Source organism: Streptomyces sp. DSM 40868, assembly GCF_011820545.1.
GTDB classification, from domain to species: domain Bacteria; phylum Actinomycetota; class Actinomycetes; order Streptomycetales; family Streptomycetaceae; genus Streptomyces; species Streptomyces eurythermus.
The window spans coordinates 7,522,962-7,544,842 of sequence record NZ_CP050504.1 but is presented as its reverse complement, the minus strand read 5'-3'; the positions used below and the strand labels follow the sequence as shown (position 1 = coordinate 7,544,842).

The window sequence follows — 21,881 nt, the reverse complement described above, 5'->3', positions numbered from 1 at the left end:
GCACAGGAGTGTTCGAAGTACGCGCGGAGTCAGCGAAGTTGCTGCCGGTCCCACCGCCCCGGAGGTTTCCCGTGCTGCGAGCGATGCTGACGGCGGCCGCGGCCGTCGCCGCGCTGCTGGCCCCCGCCACCGCCCACGCCGGGGAAGGCGGGCCGGGCATTCCCCCGCTCACCGACGGGCAGGGGCGGGTGCTCACCCTGCGCGGCTGGAACATCGAGGACAAGACGCACCGGGGCGAGCAGGCCCTGAGCGCGATCACCGAACGCCATCTGCGCGATCTGCGCGCCCAAGGCTTCGACTTCGCCCGGCTGCTGGTCTTCTGGGACGACCTGGAGCCCCGGCCCGGTCAGTACAGCGAGGGGTACCTGCGCAGGATCGAGCGTGTCCTGGACCGGGCCGAGCGTCAGGACGTACGGGTCGTCCTCGACGCCCACCAGGACGTCTTCGGGCCCGCCTTCGGCCACCGGGGCATCCCCGAGTGGGCCACCAGGACCGACGGGCTGCCGTTCACCCCGCACCCGGACGACTGGTTCGCCGAGTACTTCGAGCCGGCCGTGCAGCGCGCCTTCACCCATCTCTACGAGGACGACGACCTCAGGCGCGCCCAGGCCGGGATGTGGCGCACGCTCGCCACCCGCTTCGCCGGCCATCCGGCCGTGCTCGGCTACGACCTGATCAACGAGCCCATGGGCGAGCCGCGGCCCGGGGAGGCCCTGCCGGCGGCCGCGCGCCGTATCGAACGCGAACAGCTCACCCCGATGTACAACCGGCTGGCCGACGCCGTCCGCCCGGCCGACCGGGACGCCTGGCTGTTCGTCGAGCCGACCCCGGTCGTCGGGGAGGGCGTGCCGACGGGCCTGGGCCGCGTCCGTGATCCCCGGGTGGTGTACGCGCCGCACTTCTACGACACCGCGATGGAGGCGGGCGCCGACTACGACCCGGGGGCCGGCTGGATCGAGGCGTACGAGCGGGCCGTCACCGCGTACCCGAGGCGGTACCGGGTCCCGGTGGTGGTCGGCGAGTGGGGCCCGCCGGACAGCTCGCTGCCGCGGATGAACCGCTTCTACCGGGACGCCATGGCCTCGCTCGGGCGCTACGCGTCCGGCTGGGCGGGGTATGTGTGGTGTTACGGCGGCGGGTACTGCGCGCTCGACGGCACGGGCGCGTTCCGCGTCAACAAGGAGCTGACCGCGGAGCCGTACGCCGAGGCCGTCGCGGGTACGGTGCGCTCCGCCGCCCACGACTCCGGGGCGGGCGTCTACCGGCTGGTCTACCGGGCGGCACCGCACGGCTCCCGGGTGAGCGTGCTGTCCGTGCCGCCGGGCGCCTGGCGGATCACGGCCGGGGGCGGGGCGGACGTCGTACGGCGGACGGCCGGGCGGGCATGGGTCCGGGCGGCTCCCGGCGCACTGGTGACCGTGACGGTGACGCGCGGGTGAGTCCCGGGTGGGTACGGGCCTCGGCGCGGGACCGGTCACGGCGCCGGCGTGCGGCCGGCCACGGGTGGGGCCGGCCGCACGCGGCGGGTCAGGCGGCGGGGTCCGCCGGCCGCAGCGTCTCCTGCTCGAACCGCGCGTGGAACCGGCGGGTGTGGTCCACGTGGCGTGCCGGGCCGGTCAGGGTCACCGTCGCGGTCAGCCGGGCGTCCGCGCTGGACGCCGCCAGACGCAGCTGCAACTCGCCGGGTTCGACCACCCGGCGGCCGTCGCGGCCGGTGAAGGAGGCCAGGTCGGCGGGCACGGTGACCCGTACCCGGCGGGCCTCGCCCGCGGCGAGCCGTACCCGGGTGTAGCCGATGAGCCGCTGCACCGGCTGGACGACGGAGGCCACGGGGTCGTGCAGGTACAGCTGGACCACCTCGGTGCCGGCCCGCTCCCCCGTGTTGCGCACGGTGAACGCGAGGGAGAACTCGCCGTCGGTGTCCGCCTCCGCCCGGCCGACGGCCAGCTCGCCCCAGTCGAAGGACGTGTAGGACAGCCCGTGCCCGAACGCGAAGGCCGCGCTGGGGTCGATGCTGGAGACGTCGCTGGCCTGGGCGAGCCGTGCGCCGAGGTAGGTGGCGGGCTGACCGCCGGTGTCGCGGGGCACGCTGACCGGCAGCCGTCCGGACGGGTTGGTCCGGCCGCTGAGCACGCCGGCGATGGCGCCGGTGCCCTCCACGCCGGGGAAGAAGGACTGCACGATGGCCGCGGCCTCGTCCACGGCCCGGCCCAGGGCGTAGGGCCGGCCCGCCAGGAGGACCGTCACCACGGGCGTACCGGTGTCGAGCAGCGCGTCGAGCAGCCGCTGCTGGGCGCCGGGCAGGGCCAGGGACTCCGCGTCGCAGCCCTCGCCGCTGGTGCCCCGGCCGAACAGGCCGGCGCGGTCGCCGAGGGCCACCACGACGACGTCGGCCTGGCGTGCGGTGTCGACGGCCTCGGCGATGCCGAAGATGTCGCCGTCGTCCACGCCGGTGCCCTGGACGACGGTGAGTTCCGTGTCGGGGAACTCCCGCCGCAGGGCGTCCTCGAGGGTGGGCAGGTCGATGCCGGCCGGGGTTCCCGGGTGGTGCACGCCGACGTGCTGGGGGAAGGAGTAGCAGCCCAGCACGGCCGTGCCGACGGTGGCGTTGGGGCCGATCAGGGCGATGCGGCGGGGCCGGGCGAGGGGCAGGGTGCCGTCGTTGGTCAGTAGGACGACGGCTTCCTCCGCGATGGTCCGGGCCAGTTCCCGGTTCTCCGCGGTGTCCAGGTCGACGGTGCCGCGCAGGGTGCCGGGGTCGTCCAGGTCGGCTGCGCGCAGCGCGGCCGGGACCGGGTCCCAGCCGGCGTCGAGCAGGCCGAGCCGGGCCTTCTGGGTGAGCACCCGGCGCAGGGCGCGGTCGATGAGCTCCTCCGGCACCCGGCCCGCGGCGAGGGCCTCGGCGAGGGGCGCGCCGAACGTCTTCACGGTGGGCAGTTCCACGTCGACGCCCGCGCGCAGGGCCGCTGCCGCGGCCTCGGCCCAGTCCCCGGCGATCCCGTGCAGGGTCTTGAGGAAGGCGATGCCGAAGTAGTCGGCGACGACCGTGCCCTCGAAGCCCCAGGTGTCGCGCAGCAGTCCGGTGAGGAGGTCCTCGTCGGCCGCCGAGGGGATGCCGTCGGTGTCGGTGTAGGCGTGCATGACGGAGTCGGCTCCGCCCTCGACGATGGCCATCTCGAACGGCGGCAGCAGGACGTCGGCCCGTTCGCGCGGGCCCATGCCGACGGGTGCGAGGTTGCGGCCGGCGCGGGAGGCCGAGTAGCCGGCGAAGTGCTTCAGGGTGGCGACGACACCGGCCGAGCCCAGCCCCTGGACGTAGGCGGTGCCGATGCTGCCGACGAGGTAGGGGTCCTCGCCGATGGTCTCCTCGACCCGGCCCCAGCGGGCGTCGCGCACCACGTCCAGGACGGGCGCGAGGCCCTGGTGGACGCCGACGGAGCGCATGTCGCGGCCGATGGCGGCGGCCATCCGGCGGATCAGGTCGGGGTCGAAGGTGGCGCCCCAGGACAGCGGGACGGGGTAGGCGGTGGCGCCCCAGGTGGCGAATCCGGCCAGGCACTCCTCGTGGGCGAGGGCCGGGATGCCGAAGCGATTGGCCGCGGTGATCCGGCTCTGGGTGCGCAGCAGGGACAGCGCGCCGAGCGCGGGATCGACCGGTGCCGTGCCGAACGGTCGGGTCAACTGGCCCAGTCCGGCGGGCAGCAGGGCGTCGAGGTCGACGGCCTCCTCCATGTCGTGCTGGTGCGGGGCGACTTCACCTCCCTCGTCGGACGCGCCGACCCATACGCCGTACAGCTGGGCGGTCTTCTCCTCCAGGGTCATCGCGTCGATCAGCGCGGAGACGCGGGTGCCGACGTCCTGGGTCGGGTCGTTCCAGACGGGGACTTCGGGGGTGGTCTCTACGGCCACGTTGGCGGTCACTTTCCTCCCATGCCCATCAGGCCCTGGACCAGGGCGCGGCGGGCGAACAGGTAGACGAGCAGGACGGGCACCATGGACAGCGTCACGGCTCCCAGCAGACCGGGGATGTCGATCCCGTGGGCGGTCTGGAAGTTGTACAGACCCAGGGTGATCAGCTTGGTCTCCTCGGACTGGGTCAGGACCAGCGGGAACAGGAAGCCGTTCCAGGCCTGGAGCGCGGAGAACACCACGATCGTGGACAGTCCGCCGCGCGAGAGCGGCACGACGAGCTGGAAGAACATCCGCCTCGGGCTCGCCCCGTCCATCGTCATGGCCTCGAACAGCTCCGGGGAGATGTCCCGCATGGCCCCGCTGAGGATGAGCGCCGACATCGGCAGGCAGAACGCCGCGGTGGGCAGGATGACGCCCAGCAGGTTGTCGTACAGCCCGGCCTCGCTGATCAGGTAGAACATCGGCACGATCACGGCCTGGGCCGGAATGGCGAGGCCCAGCAGGAACAGCCGGAAGATCTGCGAGGTGATCCGGGAGCGGCTGCGGACGATCGCGTAGGCCAGCGGCGGTACGAGCAGCAGCACCACACCGACGACGCAGACGGTGACGATGATGGTGTTGAGGAAGTACCGGCCGAAGCCGGCGTCGAACGCCCCGGTGTAGTTGTCCAGGGTGAACTCGCTGGGGAAGGACACGGGGCCCTTCTTGGCGTAGTCCTGCCGGGTGCGCAGGGTCGCGGCCAGCATCACGTACAGCGGCAGGCCGACCACGACGAGCCAGACGATCGAGCCGGCTCCGGCGAGGTAGTTGGGGCGGCGCCTCATGACACCCCCTCCATGTCACTGCGCATCTTGTCGTAGCCGGAGACGCGGACCACGATCAGCGAGACGATGGTGGCGGCGACGACCAGGCACAGGGCGATGGCCGCGCCGGCTCCGAAGTCGAAGCTCTTGAAGGCCTTTTGGTACATGTAGTAGGCGCTGATGGTGGTGTCGGTGCCGGGTCCGCCCTGGGTGAGGATCAGCACGGTCTCGAACGTGGTGAGGCCGCCGACGATCATCAGGATCATCGAGGTGACGATCGAGTTGCGCAGCTGCGGCAGGGTGATGTGGAAGAACTGGCGGAAGCGCCCGGCGCCGTCGATCTCCGCCGCCTGGTACAGCACCGGCGGGATGGCCCGGGCCGCGCCCTGGTAGATGAGGGTGTGGAACGGGGTGTACTGCCAGGTGCTGACGAAGGCGAGGACACCGATGGCGGTGGACTGTTCGCCGAACAGGTTGCCGTCGCCGAACAGCCAGGTCATCCGCGCGGGGATGCCGAAGTTCGGGTCGAGCAGCGCCCGCCAGAGCACCGACACGGCGGTGGCGGACAGCAGCAGCGGGATGAAGTAGACCGCCGACAGGACGGCCCGGTTGCGCTGGTGGCCGGCGGCCCAGACGCCGAGCACGATGCTCAGCGGGGTCTGGAGGACCACACCGAGGGCGGTGAGCAGCAGGGTGAGCCAGATGCTGCGGATCATGACCGGGTCGTCGAGGATCCGCTTCCAGTTGTCGGTGCCGACGAACTCGGGCGATCCCAGGCCGTTCCAGCTCATGAAGGACAGCACCGCGACCATGATCAGTGGTGCGATGGCGAAGAGAGTGAAGAACAGGGTGGCCGGCAGCGCCCAGAGGAAGCCGGGGCGGGTGCCGCGGGCGGCGTGTGAGTCCTCCGGCCGCCGCCGGGCCTTACGGGTGGCCTCGGCGGTGGGCGGGGCGCTCGTGAGCTGTGTGGTCATGAGCGGTTCATTCGGTCGGGAGGGCCTGCATGGCCTTGATGAAGCCGTCCTCGTCGAGCTGTCCGTTGAAGAACTGCTGAACGGCCTGGTGCATGGAGGTGGCGGCGGTCTGCGGGTAGGCCTGGTCCCAGGACAGCTGGAAGGTCTTGGCCTTGGCCACCAGGTCGTACTGGAAGCGGGAGTACTCGGGGCTCGCCGACTTGTCCAGGAACTGCGGGGTGGTCGTGGTGGTGGGCAGGTTGCCGATGGACAGCTGGGCCTTGACGAACTCGTCGGAGTACATCAGCTTCAGGAACTCGGCGACGGCCTCGGGGTGCTTGGTCTTCTTCATCACCGAGTAGAAGTTGTTGGTGTTGCCGACGACGTCCGAGGGGTCGCCCTTGCCGCCGGGGACGGTCGGGAACGGGCCGTAGCCCAGGCCCTTGGCGGCGAAGTCCTTGGCGTCCGTCTGCTGCTGCGAGTAGTACCAGGAGCCCATCAGCTCGAAGCCTGCCTTGCCCTGCGCGACCAGGGCGGGCGAGGAGCCGTTGGTGTACTTCACCGAGTCGTAGTTCTTGCCGAACGCACCGGCGTCGACCAGCTCCTTGAGCATGCCGAGCGCCTTCTTGCTGTCCGCGCTCGCCCAGGCGTCCTTGTCACCCTTGAGGGCCTTCTCGAACAGCCCCGGGCCGGCGACCCGGTCGTAGACGTACTCGAACCACATCAGCGTCGGCCACTGGTCGCCACCGCCGAGGGCGATGGGGGTGACGCCCGAGGACTTCAGCTTCCGTACGGCGTCGAGCAGTTCGTCCCAGGTCCGGGGCTGCTTCGCACCCGCCTTGTCCAGCACGTTCTTGTTGCTGAACAGCAGCACCGGCTGGGTGCCGCGCATGGGGATGCCGTACGGCTTCCCGTCCACGACGGAGCTGTTGTAGACGGTGGGCAGGAACTTGTCGTCGAGGTTGGGGTCCTTCTTGATGAAGTCGTCCAGCGGCATCAGCAGCCCCGCCTTGACGAAGGGCTTGATGCTGCCGCCGCCCCAGTGGAAGAAGATGTCCGGCGCCTGGGGTGTGCTGATGATGGTCTGCAGCTTCTGCTGGTAGTCGGCGCCGGGAATGGTGTCGAGGACCGCCTTGACCTTCGAGGTCTTGTTGAAGGTGTCGACGATCTGCTTCTCGATCTTGTTGCCGGAGTCGCCGTAGACGAGCACGTGGATCTTGCCGTCGTTGGCGGAACCGCCGCCGCTGCCGCTGCCGCAGGCGGCGAGGGTGGCCGCCAGGGCGAGGGTCGCGCCACCCGCGACCATTCTGGACATCCGTGTACGCATGGGTCATCCGCCTTCCGAAAGTTTCGGTATAAGAGCCGAAAGTCCTGCGGCTGGACAGTAGGAGGCCGGGGAAGAAATGGTCAACGGTCGTGCACGTACGCGGCCAAACCGTTACCCGGCGTCCGTGCCCTATGCTGCGACCATGCGCGAAGAAGCCCAGGTCGGTCGGAGAGTCACCCTGGCAGCCGTGGCCAGAGAGGCCGGCGTCTCGCTTCCGACAGTTTCGAAGGTTCTCAACGGTCGTTCGGATGTGTCCCCGGCGACCCGGGCGAAGGTGGAGCGCCTGCTGGAGGCGCACGGCTATCGCCGGCGGACGGCCGGGGCGTCGCAGGCGCCGCTCATCGAGATCGTCTTCCACGAGTTGGAGAGCGTGTGGGCGATGGAGCTCATCCGCGGGGTGGAGAACGTCGCCAAGCAGAACGACGCGACGGTGGCGCTGACCGAGAGCGGGACCCGGCAGGCGCCCGGCCCGGAGTGGATCGGGGGTGTGCTGCGCCGCCGTCCGCTGGGCGTCCTGCTGGTCTTCTCGACGGTGCCGGAGGACGTGAAACGCCAACTGCGGTCACGGGCCATCCCGTTCGTGATCGTGGACCCGGCGGGCGATCCGGACCCCGACGTGCCGTCCGTCGGCTCGGCCAACTGGGCCGGGGGCATGGCGGCGACGCGTCATCTGACCGACCAGGGGCACGAGCGGGTCGCCATCATCACCGGCCCCGAGGACCTGATGTGCTCGCTGGCCCGGCTGGACGGATACCGCTCGGCGATGGCGATGGCTGGGCACGAACCGGACCCGGCGCTGGTGCGGTTCGGCGACTTCCACGTCCAGGGCGGCTTCGAACACGCCATGGACCTGCTGCGGCGCCCCGACCGGCCGACGGCGATCTTCGCCGGCAGCGACCTCCAGGCCCTCGGTGTACTGGAGGCGGCCCGGGTCCTGGGGCTGAGCGTCCCCGGGCAGCTGTCGGTGGTGGGCTACGACGATGTGCCCCCGGCCCGCTGGTCGAGCCCGCCCCTGACCACCGTCCAGCAGCCGCTCCAGCGCATGGCCGAGGAAGCGGCGCGCATGCTGCTGCGGCCCAAGGACGCCCGGAAGTCGGCCCTGCGCATCGAACTTGCCACCCACCTGGTGATACGCCAGAGCACGGCTCCGCCCGGGGGGAGGTGAGGGGTGGCGGTGCGGCGGTCGGGGGCCTGAGCCGGGCGGGAGTTCCGGGCGAGGCGGCCGTCTCCGGTGGCGCGAGTACGACGGCGCGGGCGCGTTCTGGACCGATCATTCCATAACGAACGGACACGAGTGCCCGCCGGGGCCGGTGGACACCGGCCCCGGCGGGTTCGTCCCGTCAACGGGCGGTACGGGGCCTCACTCCGCGGCCCGCGGCCGTGCGCGGCCCGTCAGTTCGGCCTGGAGGGTGCGGTACGCGGGCTTGGCGCGGTAGTTCTCGTCGAACAGGTTGGCCGCGCCCTCGCCGGGGAACGTGTCGGGCACCCAGGAGTACTTGTCGGTGAAGCCCCACACGGTGAACGAGATGCAGTGCCGCGCGCGCAGACAGGCGTCGAGCAGGCGCCGGTAGCCCTCGGCCTGGGTGGCCAGCTTGGTTTCGTCGGCCGGCATCTCCATGCGGACGTCCGCCTCCGTCACGGCGGTCGCCAGACCGAGCTTGTCGAAGCGGGCGAAGTTGGCCGCCATGTCGGTGGGCAGGCCGTACTGGATGCCGAGGTGCCCCTGGAAGCCGACGCCGTCGATGGGCACGCCTTCGGCCCGCAGACGGCGCACCAGGTCGTACACGGCGTCGCTCTTCGGGCCCGTCCACTCGGTGTTGTAGTCGTTGTAGAACAGCAGGGCGTGCGGGTCGGCCTCGTGGGCCCAGCGGAAGGCGTCGGCGATGTAGCCGGGCCCGAGCTTGCGCAGCCAGATGCTGTCGCGCAGGGTGCCGTCCTCGTTGAACGCCTCGTTGACCACGTCCCATTGCCAGATCCGGCCCTTGTAGTGCCGGACGGTGTCGGTGATGTGGCGGTGCAGAATCTCCCGCAGCTGGTCGGCGGTGAAGTCGCCGGAGGTCAGCCAGGACGGCAACTGGCTGTGCCAGACCAGGACATGGCCGCGCACCTTCTGACCGTGCCGCTGCGCGAAGTCGACGAACCGGTCGGCGGCGGCGTAGTCGTACTCGCCCTGGCGGGGCTCGATCGCCTCCCACTTCATCACGTTCTCCGCGGTGACGGTGGAGAACTCCGAGCCCGCGAGCCGGCGGTAGGCGGCGTCGTCGGCGAGCGCCGACATGTCGACGGCGGTGCCGATCCGCAGGTGGTCGTCGGCGGCGAGCTGCCGCAGCGGACGGTCCGCGGCGGCGGGGCCGCCCGCCGCGCCCGCGGGGCTCGCGGTGGTGAGCGGCAGCAGGGCGAGGCAGCAGGCCGCGGCGGCGGCTGCGGTGATGCGGGGCAGGTTCACAAGCACTCCTGAGGCGGTCGAAAGTTTCGAATCAGATGCCGAGCGTTGCGTCACGCTAAACACCTGCTTCTACCCCGTCAACCGTCCGGACGGCCAAGGTCGGCACTCGCCCCACCAGTACACACGAAACTTTCGACGCAATCGCTCGCGCGTGCCCGCCTTGTTTCGATGAAGTTTCGGAAACAGACGGATTGACCGCCGTTTCGGCCCGGCCGCATACTCTCCAGCAATCGAGCCCGCCCCCCGGCAGGAACGGCCCCGTCCTGGCGTATGGCGTGTACATGCCATTCCCGCCCGGCCCCACCACCCCTGCGCCCGGCACCCGCACGGCCGTGCCCGCCCCGGGCTTGGTGCTCATCCACCCCCACCAGGAGGAAGCATGGACATGGACAAGGCCCTCTCCCGCCCGATGAGCCGCAGGGGTTTCATCGGCCGCGCCGGCGCCCTTGCGGCGGCCACCACCGCGTCCGGTCTGCTGCTGCCCGGCACCGCCGAGGCCGCCACCGTCATCACCACCAACCAGACCGGCACCAACAACGGCTTCTACTACTCGTTCTGGACCGACGGCGGCGGCGCGGTCTCGATGACCCTCAACTCCGGGGGCAACTACAGCACTTCGTGGACGAACTGCGGCAACTTCGTCGCGGGCAAGGGCTGGAGCACCGGCGGCCGCAGGACCGTGAGCTACTCGGGCAGCTTCAGCCCGTCCGGCAACGGCTACCTGGCCCTGTACGGATGGACCTCGAACCCGCTGGTGGAGTACTACATCGTCGACAACTGGGGCACCTACCGGCCCACCGGCACGTACAAGGGCACGGTCACCAGCGACGGCGGCACGTACGACATCTACCAGACGACGCGGTACAACGCCCCCTCCGTGGAAGGCACCAAGACCTTCAACCAGTACTGGAGCGTCCGGCAGTCCAAGCGGACCGGCGGCACCATCACCACCGGCAACCACTTCGACGCCTGGTCCCGCGTCGGCATGCCCATGGGCAGCTTCAAGTACTACATGATCCTCGCCACCGAGGGCTACCAGAGCAGCGGCTACTCCAACATCACGGTGAGCGGCTGAGCGGCCCAACGGCTGACCGGCTGACCGGCTGACCGAGCGGCCTGCCGGCCCTCCCCTCTCCTCCCCTCCGTCCGCTCATCCCCGCCCCCGGTCCCGCACGACCCGAGGAGGACCCACCCGCATGCGCGCCGCACCCCGTTCCCTGCTGACCGGACTGGCCGTCGCCGTGACGGCCGTGGCCGGCACCGTCACCGCCGCCGCCCAGGCCGCTCCGGCGCAGGCCGCCGCCTGCAACGGCTACGTCGGACTCACCTTCGACGACGGCCCGTCCAACGACCACACCCCGGCCCTGCTCAACGCGCTCAGGCAGAACGGCCTGCGGGCCACGATGTTCAACGAGGGCCAGTTCGCCGCCGCCTACCCGGCCCAGGTGCGGGCCGAGGTGAGCGCCGGCATGTGGGTCGGCAACCACAGCTACACCCACCCCCACCTGACCCAGCTCGGCCAGGCCCAGATCGACTCCGAGATCTCCCGCACCCAGCAGGCGATCGCGGCGGCCGGCGGCGGCACACCGCAGCTGTTCCGCCCGCCGTACGGGGAGACCAACGCCACCGTCCAGGCGGTGGAGGCCAAGTACGGGCTGCGGCAGATCATCTGGGACGTCGACTCGCAGGACTGGAACGGCGCGAGCACCGACGCCATCGTGCAGGCCGTCTCCCGGCTCGGCAACGGCCAGATCATCCTGATGCACGAGTGGCCGGCCAACACCCTCGCCGCCATCCCGCGCATCGCCCAGACCCTGGCGAGCAAGGGCCTGTGCGCCGGCCGCATCTCCCCGCAGACCGGCCGCGCCGTGGCTCCCTGACAAAACCGACACCCTTGTCCACCCGGCAGAGGTGAGCACCTCAGGGGTGGTTCCGGAGCCCTCCGGAACCACCCCTTGCCCCGCGACGCGCCCGCCCGGCCCGGTCACACCCAGCCCGACCGCGTCGCCTTCACGGCCAGTTCGAAGCGGCTGGACGCACCGAGACGGGCCGTCAGCTCGGCGACCATGCGGCGTTCCGTGCGGACCGAGATGCCGAGGGCGCGGGCCACCGTCTCGTCCTTGCAGCCGTCCGCGAGGAGCCGCAGCACGGCCCGCTCCTGCGCCGTCGGCCCCACGGACGGCGCCTCCTTCGGCTCCGTCCCGAACGGCTCGGCGTCCTTCCAGTACGCCTCGAACAGGGCGTGCAGGGCGCGCACCACGGGGGCACTCCTCAGCAGCAGCGCGGTGGGCAGGCCGGCCCGGGTCTCGCCCGGTATCACCGCGACCTCGTGGTCCACGACGAGCAACCGCATCGGCAGCGTGGGCGCGAGTCTGATGTCGCCGCCCAACTCCCGGGCCCAGCGCACGTACTGCGTGGTCACCCGGTCCGTGGTGATGCTCTGCAGATAGATCGTACGGAACCGGACACCCCGTACCATCGCCTGCTCGTTCAGCGGACGGCTCGCCTCCAGGGCCTCCGTGGGCAGCGCGCCGCCCGGCTGGAAGGACAGCACCTCGCGGGTGCACCGGCCGGCCAGCGATTCGAGGTGGGTGCGGATCTCGTCCATCCCGCGCAGCACCTCCACGGCGTCCGGGGACCGGTCCGCGGACCCGCCGGCCGCCGCGTACTCCGTGGCGAGCAGTCGGAGCGCCGAACGGGTCTGCGCGAGCCGTTCCTGTCGCAGCAGCAGTTCCTGCTGTTCGCGCTGGAGCATCAGCTCCAGGCCGAGGTCGGGACTGACCGCGCGGATCAGGTCGGGCCGGTCCCTGGAGGGGCGCAGCAGGGCCAGTTCGGTCAGCCGGTCGCAGGCGGCCCGCACCCGGCGGTCGCTCATGCCGAGGATCGCGGCGAGCGCCGCCGGGTCGCCCTCCCGGTGCAGCAGCACCGCCCGGTACACCGCCAGCGCGTCCGCGTCGAGCGCCACTCCCTTGTCCCCCCAGGGCTCCGCCCCTTCGTCCCCCAAGGTCACGGTGCGGCATCCCCCTCCCCCGGAACCTGCCCCGGGCTCGGGCCCACGCTGGCGCGTGGGCCGTTCGCGCGGCCTTCGCCGCGGGTCTCCTGTACGCGGTACGCCGGGCGGTGTCCCGGACGGCGGCGGGCCGGCCGGCGCGGGCAGGTCACGCGGCTCCGGTCAGCCGGGTGACGGCAGCCCCGTCAGGACCCGCGCCGCCTCCGCGACTCCGCCTCATGGTCAACAGTTCGCGAACGCCCGCCCCTTGACCAGTCAGGTTTGCGTCATACCCGCCTCCGTACGCCCACGCGTCCCTTCCGGTACGGTCGTCCGCCACGGAACGCGCCTTGCCGCCTGGCGCCGGGGCGCCCTGGACCCACCGGCCTTGGAACGCCGGACCTCCCCCTGGCAGAAAGCTGCCTGGCAACCGGATGCCGCCCGATCGGCCTTCCGGGGCACACCGGGCGGTGCTCTGCTTGCCTGCGTCACCGGGAGCCGCCCGGGCCCCGGCACAGTCCTTCCGACCAAGGAGCCGTCATGCGTGCGCGTCTCGCTTCCCTCATCCACCGTTCCTGTCCGGCCGCGCGCTCCCGCGCGGCCCGCCGCACGACACCGGCCGCACTGCTGCTGCTCGGCGCCGCCCTGGTGCCCGGCCTCGGCCACGCCTCGCCCGACGCGTCCGCGCGGCCCGTGGCCGCCGCCCCGAACCCCGTCCAGGCGTACGAGGAGGACTTCACCTGGCCGGCGCCGCCGAACCCCGCGCCGGCCGCGACGTCCGCGCGGTCCCTCCATGCCTGACGATGCCCCGCTCGGCGCGGCTTCGGTCGCGCTGATCGTCGACGGGCACACCCTCGTGGGCAGGCTCGTCTGCCGGCGGCTGGCCGCGACGGGGACCACGCTCGCCGTGACCGCCCGCTCGGCGCGCCGCTGCGCGCTGCTGTGCCGGCACCTGCACGACCGCTACGGCAACCGGGCCCTGCCCTATCTGCTCGTCCCGGACAGCCCCGCCGATCCGCGGCGCCTGCTCGCCGAGGTGACCGGCGAACTGGGCGGCATCGACGCGGTGGTGGATCTGGCGTACACACCCGGTGCGGCCCACCCGCTCGGCGCGGCCCTGCGCGAGCTGCCGGCCGGCCGCCGCCGGGTCGTCCTGGTCGCACGGTCCGGTGCCGCTCCCGAAGGCGCCGGGGAGGAACCGCCGCCCGCCGGCACCCATGTGGTGACCGCCGGCCCGGGTGCTTCGGCACGCCGGGTGGCCGCGGCGGTGCTGATGCTGCTGGGGCCGGACGCGGCGGGCCTGCACGGCCGGCGCATCGAGGTGACGGGCGGCGGGGACGACCACGCGCGCTGAGCCGTCCTTGCGTTCCTCCCCCGCCGGAAGCCCAGGCCCGAACCCACCGAAACCCATCCTCCCGAAAGGACCGGAATGGAGTTCTCGGCGTGCTCGCATGCCCTCCCGCACCTGTCCGGTGTCCCGTCCCACCCCGGAGTCCTCGGCTACCGGGGATTCCGGCTCGCCGCCGCCGAAGCGTGCCGGCGCCTGGAGCCTCCGGCGGACGCCGTGATCCTGTTCCTGGTCACCGAGGGCGAACTGCTCATCAGCGAACCGCCGCACCACCAGGCGCCGTTCGTCGTCCGGCGGGCGAGTGTGTGCGGGCTGTGCACCCACGGCCTGCGCTTCGAGCACCGTACGGCGGTGACCGGTGTCGAGGTGGCCCTGGCCCCCTGGGCGGCGTTCCGGCTGCTGGGCACACCTTTACGGCATCTCTCGCGGCGCGTCGTGGAGTTGGACACGCTGCTGCCCGCCGGGCGGTGCGCCGCCCTGCTGCGCGCGCTGGGCGCGTCGGGCGACTGGCGGGAGCGGTTCCGCATGCTCGACGCGGAACTCGGCGCCCTGCTCGCGCGCGGCCCGGTGCCGGCCGTGCCCGTGGCCCGGGCCTGGCGTTCCCTGACCCAGGCCGCGGCGGCCCCGTCCGTCGCCGAGCTGGCCCGTGAAGTGGGGCTGTCACAAAGCCAGTTGGCGCGCCGGTTCGTGGAGCAGGTCGGGGTCACTCCGAAGGCCGCGGCACGGATCGTACGGCTGCGCCGGACGCTCGGCCTGATGGCCGGCGGCTGCTCGGCCGCGGACGCGGCGCTGCAGACCGGCTACTGCGACCAGGCCCACTTCAGCCGCGAGTTCAAGGCCATGACCGGCGTCCCGCCGCGGCGCTTTCCCCTTGGCGGCTGAGCGGCGAAAGCGAATCCACGGCATTCCGGGGAAGTCGCCGAATTTATCCAAGACCCCGCGTCCGTTCCGCTGCGACAGTGATGACACGGCCCGGTTCCGGGGTCGGGAAAACCACCAGTACGGAAAACAGAAGGAGGAACGTCATGCTCAAGAAGATCGAAGCGCTCGGCAGCGGTCTGCTCGGCCTGTTCGTGCCCAAGGTCGAGGCCGCCGCGAGTTCGTCCGCGTGCCAGTCGTGGTCCGCCTGCTGGCAGTGCAACAAGGCGTACGGCGGCGCGTGCAGCTACAACGCCCCCTGCTCCACCTGCAACAACGGTGCCTCGTACAGCTGCTTCTGCTGAGGCCCGCCCTTTCGTCCGCTTGATCGTGCGGCCGGCGCGGTGCACCACCGCCGCGCCGGCCGGCACGGAGAGGAACGCACGGTGCACTACGTGGTCCTGGCCGTTCAGAGCCTCGTCGTCGTGGTCTTCCTGGTCTCGTCGGCCGGGAAACTGAAAAGCCGCGGCGACATCCGGGAATTCACCGCCTCCCTGCGCCGGTTGCGTATTCTCCCGGCGTCCGCGGCAGGGCCGGCCGCCTTTTGCGTACTGGCCGCCGAGGTGGCCATCTGGGTACTGCTCGTCATTCCCGTGTCCGTCGCCCGTACAGCCGGCTTTTTCGTCGCGGCGGGGCTGCTCACGGTGTTCGCCGCGGGCATCACCCTGTCCCTGCGCCGGGGCGAGCAGGTGCCCTGCCGCTGCTTCGGTGCCTCCACGACCCCGCTGGGCCCGTGGCACGTGGTCCGCAATCTGCTGCTCGCCGGGGCCGCGGCCGTGGCGCCCGTGCTGCCCTCGGGGGGAGCGGTACGGCCCGGCGGGCTGGTCGTGGCGGTGTGCGCGGGGCTGCTGCTCGGGGCGCTGGTCGCGCTCTTCGACGACCTCGTCGCCCTGTTCCGCCCCGTCCCGTCCCCACCGCACCCGGGCCCGTGACAGCGCCACCGCACCCGGGCCCCGTATCAGCTCCCGGCCGCCCGACCCGCACACGGCTCCCGCGCCCTGGTCCGGCCCCGCGTCCCGCCTCCGCACGCGTGCCCCGCTCTTCGGCCCCGCATCCCGCCTCCGCACCCCTGTCCCACTCCTCGGCCCCGCACCCCAACCGTCCTCAAGGAGAAGCACGATGGCATTCGTGATCGCGGCCCTGGCCCTCGTCGGGCTGCTCTGTCTGCTCGATCTGACCCTGACCCTCGGCGTGATCAAGCGCCTGCGCGAACACACCGCGCTGCTCACCGACCTCAACGGCGGACCCGCCTCGATCAAACAGGGCGAGGAGGTGGGCGAGTTCACCGCGGCCACCGTGGACGGCGAGGCCCTGACCCGGGACCAGCTCGCCGACGAGACCCTGGTCGCCTTCTTCTCGCCGACCTGCGGGCCGTGCCAGGAGAAGATGCCGAAGTTCGTGGAGTACGTGAGCGCGCTGCCCGGCGGCCGGGACCGTGCCGTCGCGGTCGTGGTCGGCAAGCCCGAGGAGAGTGCCGAGTTCGTAGACACCCTCAGCCCTGTCGCCAAGGTGGTGCGCGAGACCCCGGACGGCATGCTGGGGGCCGCCTTCAAGGCCCGGGCCTACCCGCTGGTGCTCGCGGTCGGCGCGGACCGTGAGGGACGGGTCGTGGTCCGCCGCGACCAGGTGGCGCTGGACCGGTCCGCGGTCGCCGCATGACCACCGCGACCAGCCCGGCCGGCCGTCGCCTCGCCGTCGCGGCCTCGCTCGCCCGGCGGGCCGCGCCCGGCACGCTCGGCCTGCATCTGGCGCTCACCCTGCTGGCGGCGGGTCTGCCGGTGGCCGCCACCTGGTTGACGAAGCTGCTGCTCGACGGGCTGGTCGGTACGGCCACCACGGGACATCTGCTCACCCTGGGCACCGCCCTGGCGCTGACCGGAATGGCGGCCGGGGCGCAGCCCCACATGACGCAGTACCTGCGCGGCGAACTCGACCGGAGAATCGGCCTGTTGGCGCAGGACGAGCTGTTCCGGGCGGTGGAGGGCTTCACCGGCCTGCGCCGGTTCGAGGATCCCGCCTTTCTCGACCGGCTGCGTCTCGCCCAGCGCTCCGGCGGCTCCCCGTACGCGAACCAGGCCCTCGACGGCCTGCTCGGCGCGGCGCGGGCCGCCGTGACCGTCGTGGGCTTCCTCGGCTCGCTGCTGGTGCTCAGCCCGCCGATGGCGGCCGTGGTGCTGTGCGCCGGGGTGCCCGCACTGCTCGCCCAGGTGCTGCTGTCCCGGCGCCGGGCCCGGATGCTGTGGGACCTCGGCCCGGTGGAACGCCGGGAGATGTTCTACGGAGACCTGCTGTCCACCGTCGAGGCCGCCAAGGAGATCCGGCTCTTCGGCACCGGCCGGTTCTTCCGCGAGCGGATGACCGGGGAGAAGCGCACGGCCAACGCGGCCAGGCGGTCCGTGGACCGCGGGGAGGTACGCACCCAGGGTCTGCTCGCGCTGCTCGCCGCGGCGGTGTCCGGCGGCGGACTGCTGTGGGCCATGGCCGCCGCCCGCACCGGCGCCCTGACGCCCGGGGACGTGACGGTCTTCGTCGCGGCGGTGGCCGGGGTGCAGGGCGCCCTGGCGTCCCTGGCCGCCGAGGCCGCCAACGCGCATCAGGCCCTGCTGCTGCTCGACCACCATGTCGCGGTCACCTCGGCCGGCCCCGACCTGGTGCGGGCGCGGGGCGAGGTGCCGCCGCTGCGGTCGGGCATCGAGCTGCGGGACGTGTGGTTCCGCTACTCGCCGGACCACCCGTGGGTGCTGCGCGGGGTGGACCTGCGCATCCCGCACGGCAGCGCGCTGGCGCTGGTCGGCCTCAACGGTGCGGGCAAGTCCACCCTGGTGAAACTGCTGTGCCGGTTCTACGACCCCACCAGGGGCGCGATCCTCTGGGACGGCACGGACCTGCGCGAGCTGGACGTGTCCCGGCTGCGCGAACGGATCGGCGCGGTCTTCCAGGACTACATGCACTACGACCTGACGGCGCACGAGAACATCGCGCTCGGCGACCTGGCCGCCCTCGACGACGAGGAACGGCTGCGGGCCGCCGCCGCCCGCGCCGGTATCCACGACCGGCTCGCCCGGCTTCCGTACGGTTACCGGACGTTGCTGTCCCGCATGTTCTTCATGGACACGGAGAAGGACGACCCGGAGAACGGCGTGCTGCTGTCCGGGGGCGAGTGGCAGCGGGTGGCGCTCGCCCGCGCGTTCCTGCGCGACGCCCGCGACCTGATGATCCTGGACGAACCGTCGGCCGGCCTGGACGCGGAGGCCGAGCACGAGATCCACACCTCGCTGCGCCACGCCCGGCAGGGCCGCACCAGCCTGCTGATCTCGCACCGCCTGGGCGCGGTGCGCGAGGCGGACCGGATCGTGGTCCTCGCCGAGGGACGCGTCGCGGAGCAGGGCACACATGCCGCGCTGCTCGCCCAAGGCGGCCCGTACGCCCGGATGTTCGGCCTGCAGGCCGAGGGCTACCGCGGCGCGTGCGACGACACGGCCGCGCTCACCGGAGGCGGATCATGAAGCGTTGCGCACCCGTGCTCGTCCTCGGCGGCCTCGCCCTGGCGGTGCTCGCCGCCGTGGCCCGCCGGACGCGCCGGACCCTGGTGGCCGTGACCGTGCGCGGCCGGAGCATGGAACCGACGTACCGCGACGGCGACCGGGTCCTGGTGCGGCGCGGCGGGCCGCTCGTCCAGGGCCGGGTGGTCGTGGTGGAACGGCTGCCGTTCCACGGGCGGCGGCCGGCCCCGCCCGGCCTGCCGGGGCCGGAACCCACCTGGGTGATCAAGCGGGTGGCGGCGGTACCGGGCGACCCGGTGCCCCGCGGCCTCGGCCCGGCCCTCGCCGCGGTCCCGGAGGACCTGGTGCCGCCGGGCAAGCTCGTCCTGCTCGGCGACAACCCGCGGGTCAGCCAGGACTCGCGCCGGATGGGCCTCTTCCCCGCCGACGCGGTCCTCGGGGTGGTCGTGCGCGCCCGGTGAGGGCCGCGGCCGAACCGGCTGCGGCCCGATGGCTCCGCCCCTGTGCGCGGGGTGACGTCCGCGGCCGGCCCGGTTCAGTCCACCAGGCCGAGGCGGGCCGCGGTCACTCCCGCCTCGAAGCGGCTGGAGGTGCCGAGTTTCGCCATGATCTGGTGCATCACGCGGCGCAGGGTGCGGTCCGAGCAGTCCAGCCGGCGGGCGATGGTGTCGTCCTTGGCGCCGGTGGCCAGCAGCGCCAGCACCTCGCGTTCCAGCGCCGACAGTTCGGGCCCGGGGCGATCCGGCCCGGAAGGATCCGGTCCGGCGGGCCGTCCGGTGTGCGGCCGGGCCAGGTCCCAGGCGTGGAGGAAGACCCGGGCGAAGCACTGCGCCACGGGCCCGCTGTGCAGGATGACGTCACCGCCCTCGCCCCGCGGACCGGCCCCCACCCCGATCACGACGACCGCGCGGTCCATGATGTTCATGTGCAGCGGTACCGTCGCCGCGACCCGCACCTCGACCCCGGCCCCGGCCAGCGCGGCCAGATAGCGGGCCGGCGCGGGCGAGCGCAGCGCCTGCTGAGAGGTCAGCAGGCGCATGCGGATGCCGTCGGCCGCCATCTCCAGGTCCCGCGCGAGGCTGGCGTCCAGGACCCGTGCCCCGGGGAAGGTGTTGCGCATCGCCAGGAACTCCTCCCGGCTCAGCGCGTCCAGTTCCTCCAGCCGCTGCCGGGTGCGCTCGCGGTCGGTGAAGAACTCCGTCTCCACGGTTTCCCGGGTGCCGGGCCGCGGGACCGTCAGCAGGGACAGTACGTCGTCCAGGGCCCGGGCGTCCCGGGCGAGCCCGTCGACCGTCTCCCGCAGGCGGCGCCGGTGCTCGGAGACGACGTGCCGCAGGGCGCGCTCCGGCGGGCTGAGCCGCTCCCCGCTCGGGTCCAGCAGCCGCCGCTCCGCCAGCCACCGCGTCACTTCGGCGGGCAGTCCGCGTAGTTCCTCCCGCTCGGTGGCATGCCGCGCGTCCGATGTCCCGATCCGTTCCCTCATGGCCAGATAGGCCTCCTTCGCCTCGGAGTCCGTCGGCCGCCGACCCCGCGAAGGGTTCTCCCGCGCACGCATGCGCGCACGATACGGGCGGCTCGCACCGGAGACCAGAGCCGTCATCCGGACCCGGACGCGGGGCGGCGGATCTGGCCGGGTGCGGACGCGCCGGTTTCGGCCGGGGACCCGAGGTGGGCGGGGCCGTTAACCTCGTGGCCGCCCGCCCGGTTCCTCGGGGCCCGGCACGCCCGTACGGCATCCGTGCCGGCGTCTGCCGGGAGGACGGGCGGGAGCCGCTGATCCGGCCGGTCCCGCACGCCCATGCTTGCCGAGGGCTTGGCATGCGCATGCTCTTTCAGGGTGTGGTGGCGCGGCTCACCCGAGTCCGCCGCGCACCCGGCGTTTCCTCCACCCCACAAGGAGACATGGTGCTACGACCACGAAGACTGTCCCTGGCGGGCCTGGCGCTGGCCACGGCCGCCGCGGGCCTCGCCCTGCTGCCCGCGAGCGCCGGGGCGGCCCCCGCGGGCCACCTCCCCACGGCGGCCCACTCCCCCGCCCTGGCCGCCGCCGCGCCCGACATCGACGTCACCAGGGTGCAGGCGCACCTCACCGAGCTGAACTCCATAGCCACCCGCAACGGCGGCAACCGCCGCTCCACCGGGCAGGGTTACCGGGATTCGGTCGCCTATGTGAAGGGCAAGCTCCAGGCGGCCGGCTACACCGTCACCGAGCAGGCCTGCACCTCCGGCTGCACCAGCGGCGCCGGCCCCAACCTGATCGCCGAGTGGCCCCGCGGCGACGCGTCCAGGGTGTACATGTTCGGCTCCCACCTGGACGGTGTCTCCGCCGGCCCCGGCATCAACGACAACGGCTCCGGCAGCGCCACCCTGCTGGAGGTCGCGCTCAAACTCGCCCAGACCGACCCCGCCATGGCGGCGCGCGTCCGCTTCGGCTGGTGGACGGACGAGGAGCAGGGCCTGAACGGCTCGGACTTCTACGTCCGTTCGCTGACCTCCGCCCAGCGCTCGGCGATCAAGGCGTACTACAACTTCGACATGCTCGCCTCGCCCAACGGCGGCTACTTCATCAACCACATCACCTCGGCCGCCGCCGCGCCGATGAAGGCGTACTGGGACTCGCTGAACCTCCAGCCCGAGGAGAACACCGAGGGCGCGGGCCGCTCCGACGACTACTCCTTCGAGAACTACGGCATTCCGACCTCCGGTTACGCCATGGGCGCGAGCGCCCGCAAGACCTCGGCGCAGGCCGCCAAGTGGGGCGGTACGGCGGGCGCCGCGTACGACGGCTGCTACCACTCCGCGTGCGACACCACCAGCAACATCAACGCCACCGGGCTGAACCGCAGCGCGGACGGTGTCGCCTACACGCTGTGGAAGCAGGCGGTGTCGGACACCGCCCCGGCGAACGACTTCTCGGTCTCGGTGAACCCGGCCACCGGCAGCGCCGACCCGGGGACCTCGCTGACCGCCACCGTGTCCACGGCCACCACCAGCGGCTCGGCGCAGACGGTGAACCTGTCCGCCTCGGGTGCTCCGGCGGGCGTCACGGTCTCCTTCAGCCCGGCCTCGGTGACCTCCGGTGCCTCGTCCACGGCGACGGTCTCCGTCGGCTCCTCCGTGGCGCCGGGCACCTACCCGCTCACCTTCACCGGCACCGGAACCGCCACCCACAGCGCGTCGTACACGCTGACCGTCAGGGGCGCCGGCGGCTGCACGCCGACCCAGGTGATCACCAACGGCGGCTTCGAGAGCGGTACGTCGCCGTGGACGGGTGACACCGGCGCGATCGGCACGTTCAGCGGCCAGTCCGCGCATTCCGGGTCCCGGTACGCCTGGCTGGCGGGGTACGGCTACGCCGCCACCGACAGCATCGGCCAGACGGTGACCGTCCCGGCGGGCTGCGCGAAGGCGACCCTGAGGTACTGGCTGCACATCGACACCGCCGAGTCGGGCACGACGGTGTACGACACCTTCCAGGTCAAGGTGAACGGGACCGCCAAGCAGACCTACTCCAACGCCGACGCGGCCACCGGGTACACCGAACGCACCCTGGACCTCGGCCAGTACGCCGGCCAGCAGATCACGCTGACGTTCACGGCCACCGAGGACTCCGGCCTCCAGACCAGCTTCGTCGTCGACGACGCCACCCTGACGACCGGCTGACCACCCGCACGCCGAGGGG

General features: G+C 72.5%; 19 protein-coding genes and 1 pseudogene. 13 read left to right on the top strand and 7 right to left on the bottom strand.

The genetic code is table 11. From position 1 onward, the window contains the following. Nucleotides 1-71: 71 nt before the first annotated feature. Entirely contained in the window at nt 72-1,439 is a 1,368-nt protein-coding gene (locus HB370_RS34105) for a cellulase family glycosylhydrolase (protein WP_030791487.1), read from the top strand. Nucleotides 1,440-1,527: 88 nt separating this feature from the next. Here the strand turns inward: HB370_RS34105 and HB370_RS34100 are convergent, their stop codons facing one another. The 4 genes from HB370_RS34100 to HB370_RS34085 are packed head-to-tail and all read right to left on the bottom strand — an operon-like array spanning nt 1,528 to nt 6,995. Continuing rightward, nucleotides 1,528-3,921, bottom strand: a complete 2,394-nt coding sequence (locus HB370_RS34100) for a glycoside hydrolase family 3 N-terminal domain-containing protein (protein WP_030791490.1) — start codon at nt 3,919-3,921, stop codon at nt 1,528-1,530. Next, a complete protein-coding gene (locus tag HB370_RS34095) occupies nt 3,918-4,736 on the bottom strand; it encodes a carbohydrate ABC transporter permease (RefSeq protein ID WP_030791493.1) in 819 nt (272 codons plus the stop codon). The genes HB370_RS34100 and HB370_RS34095 overlap by 4 nt, the downstream gene beginning before the upstream one ends. Continuing rightward, nucleotides 4,733-5,689: a sugar ABC transporter permease gene (locus tag HB370_RS34090; protein ID WP_030791496.1), complete on the bottom strand. Its 957-nt coding sequence runs from the start codon at nt 5,687-5,689 to the stop codon at nt 4,733-4,735. The genes HB370_RS34095 and HB370_RS34090 overlap by 4 nt, the downstream gene beginning before the upstream one ends. Before the next feature lie 7 nt (nt 5,690-5,696). Further along, a complete protein-coding gene (locus HB370_RS34085) occupies nt 5,697-6,995 on the bottom strand; it encodes an extracellular solute-binding protein (protein WP_030791499.1) in 1,299 nt (432 codons plus the stop codon). Between the two features lie 142 nt (nt 6,996-7,137). Here HB370_RS34085 and HB370_RS34080 point away from each other — a divergent pair, with 142 nt between their 5' ends. Next, a complete protein-coding gene (locus HB370_RS34080; RefSeq protein ID WP_030791502.1) occupies nt 7,138-8,160 on the top strand; it encodes a LacI family DNA-binding transcriptional regulator in 1,023 nt (340 codons plus the stop codon). Nucleotides 8,161-8,355: 195 nt separating this feature from the next. Here the strand turns inward: HB370_RS34080 and HB370_RS34075 are convergent, their stop codons facing one another. Beyond that, nucleotides 8,356-9,441: an endo-1,4-beta-xylanase gene (locus HB370_RS34075; protein ID WP_030791504.1), complete on the bottom strand. Its 1,086-nt coding sequence runs from the start codon at nt 9,439-9,441 to the stop codon at nt 8,356-8,358. A 379-nt stretch (nt 9,442-9,820) separates the two neighbouring features. On the opposite strand from HB370_RS34075, the gene HB370_RS34070 reads away from it, so the two are divergent. After that, nucleotides 9,821-10,516 (top strand): glycoside hydrolase family 11 protein, encoded by a 696-nt coding sequence (locus tag HB370_RS34070; protein WP_037702975.1) that lies wholly within the window; start codon nt 9,821-9,823, stop codon nt 10,514-10,516. A gap of 121 nt (nt 10,517-10,637) precedes the next feature. Further along, a pseudogene (locus HB370_RS34065) lies at nt 10,638-11,318 on the top strand (polysaccharide deacetylase family protein); the annotation flags it as partial. A 107-nt stretch (nt 11,319-11,425) separates the two neighbouring features. On the opposite strand, the gene HB370_RS34060 reads toward HB370_RS34065, so the two are convergent. Further along, complete coding sequence (locus tag HB370_RS34060; RefSeq protein WP_280117767.1) at nt 11,426-12,451, bottom strand: LuxR C-terminal-related transcriptional regulator; 1,026 nt, start codon at nt 12,449-12,451, stop codon at nt 11,426-11,428. Nucleotides 12,452-12,970: 519 nt separating this feature from the next. On the opposite strand from HB370_RS34060, the gene HB370_RS34055 reads away from it, so the two are divergent. The 8 genes from HB370_RS34055 (at nt 12,971) to HB370_RS34020 (ending at nt 18,660) form a co-directional block, all read left to right on the top strand. Next, nucleotides 12,971-13,231, top strand: a complete 261-nt coding sequence (locus HB370_RS34055; protein WP_030791517.1) for a hypothetical protein — start codon at nt 12,971-12,973, stop codon at nt 13,229-13,231. Continuing rightward, a complete protein-coding gene (locus HB370_RS34050; protein WP_030791519.1) occupies nt 13,224-13,784 on the top strand; it encodes a hypothetical protein in 561 nt (186 codons plus the stop codon). Before HB370_RS34055 ends, HB370_RS34050 begins: the two co-directional genes overlap by 8 nt. A gap of 75 nt (nt 13,785-13,859) precedes the next feature. Next, entirely contained in the window at nt 13,860-14,660 is an 801-nt protein-coding gene (locus HB370_RS34045; RefSeq protein ID WP_030791522.1) for an AraC family transcriptional regulator, read from the top strand. 143 nt (nt 14,661-14,803) lie between these two features. After that, entirely contained in the window at nt 14,804-15,001 is a 198-nt protein-coding gene (locus HB370_RS34040) for a hypothetical protein (protein ID WP_030791525.1), read from the top strand. A gap of 81 nt (nt 15,002-15,082) precedes the next feature. Beyond that, nucleotides 15,083-15,628 carry a MauE/DoxX family redox-associated membrane protein gene (locus tag HB370_RS34035; RefSeq protein ID WP_037702983.1) on the top strand — a complete coding sequence of 182 codons (546 nt, stop codon included), beginning with the start codon at nt 15,083-15,085 and terminating at the stop codon, nt 15,626-15,628. 187 nt (nt 15,629-15,815) lie between these two features. Then, nucleotides 15,816-16,355: a TlpA disulfide reductase family protein gene (locus tag HB370_RS34030; protein WP_030791531.1), complete on the top strand. Its 540-nt coding sequence runs from the start codon at nt 15,816-15,818 to the stop codon at nt 16,353-16,355. Then, nucleotides 16,352-18,202 carry an ABC transporter ATP-binding protein gene (locus HB370_RS34025; protein WP_037702976.1) on the top strand — a complete coding sequence of 617 codons (1,851 nt, stop codon included), beginning with the start codon at nt 16,352-16,354 and terminating at the stop codon, nt 18,200-18,202. Before HB370_RS34030 ends, HB370_RS34025 begins: the two co-directional genes overlap by 4 nt. Next, on the top strand, nt 18,199-18,660 hold the full coding sequence (locus tag HB370_RS34020; RefSeq protein ID WP_030791537.1) for a S26 family signal peptidase: 462 nt from the start codon (nt 18,199-18,201) through the stop codon (nt 18,658-18,660). The genes HB370_RS34025 and HB370_RS34020 overlap by 4 nt, the downstream gene beginning before the upstream one ends. A 74-nt stretch (nt 18,661-18,734) precedes the next feature. Here HB370_RS34020 and HB370_RS34015 read toward each other — a convergent pair whose 3' ends face one another. Further along, a complete protein-coding gene (locus HB370_RS34015) occupies nt 18,735-19,682 on the bottom strand; it encodes a LuxR C-terminal-related transcriptional regulator (protein ID WP_051816114.1) in 948 nt (315 codons plus the stop codon). A gap of 419 nt (nt 19,683-20,101) precedes the next feature. Here HB370_RS34015 and HB370_RS34010 point away from each other — a divergent pair, with 419 nt between their 5' ends. Further along, the gene (locus HB370_RS34010) at nt 20,102-21,862 is read left to right on the top strand and encodes a M28 family peptidase (protein ID WP_051816115.1); all 1,761 of its coding nucleotides are present in this window, start codon (nt 20,102-20,104) and stop codon (nt 21,860-21,862) included. Nucleotides 21,863-21,881: the final 19 nt, after the last annotated feature.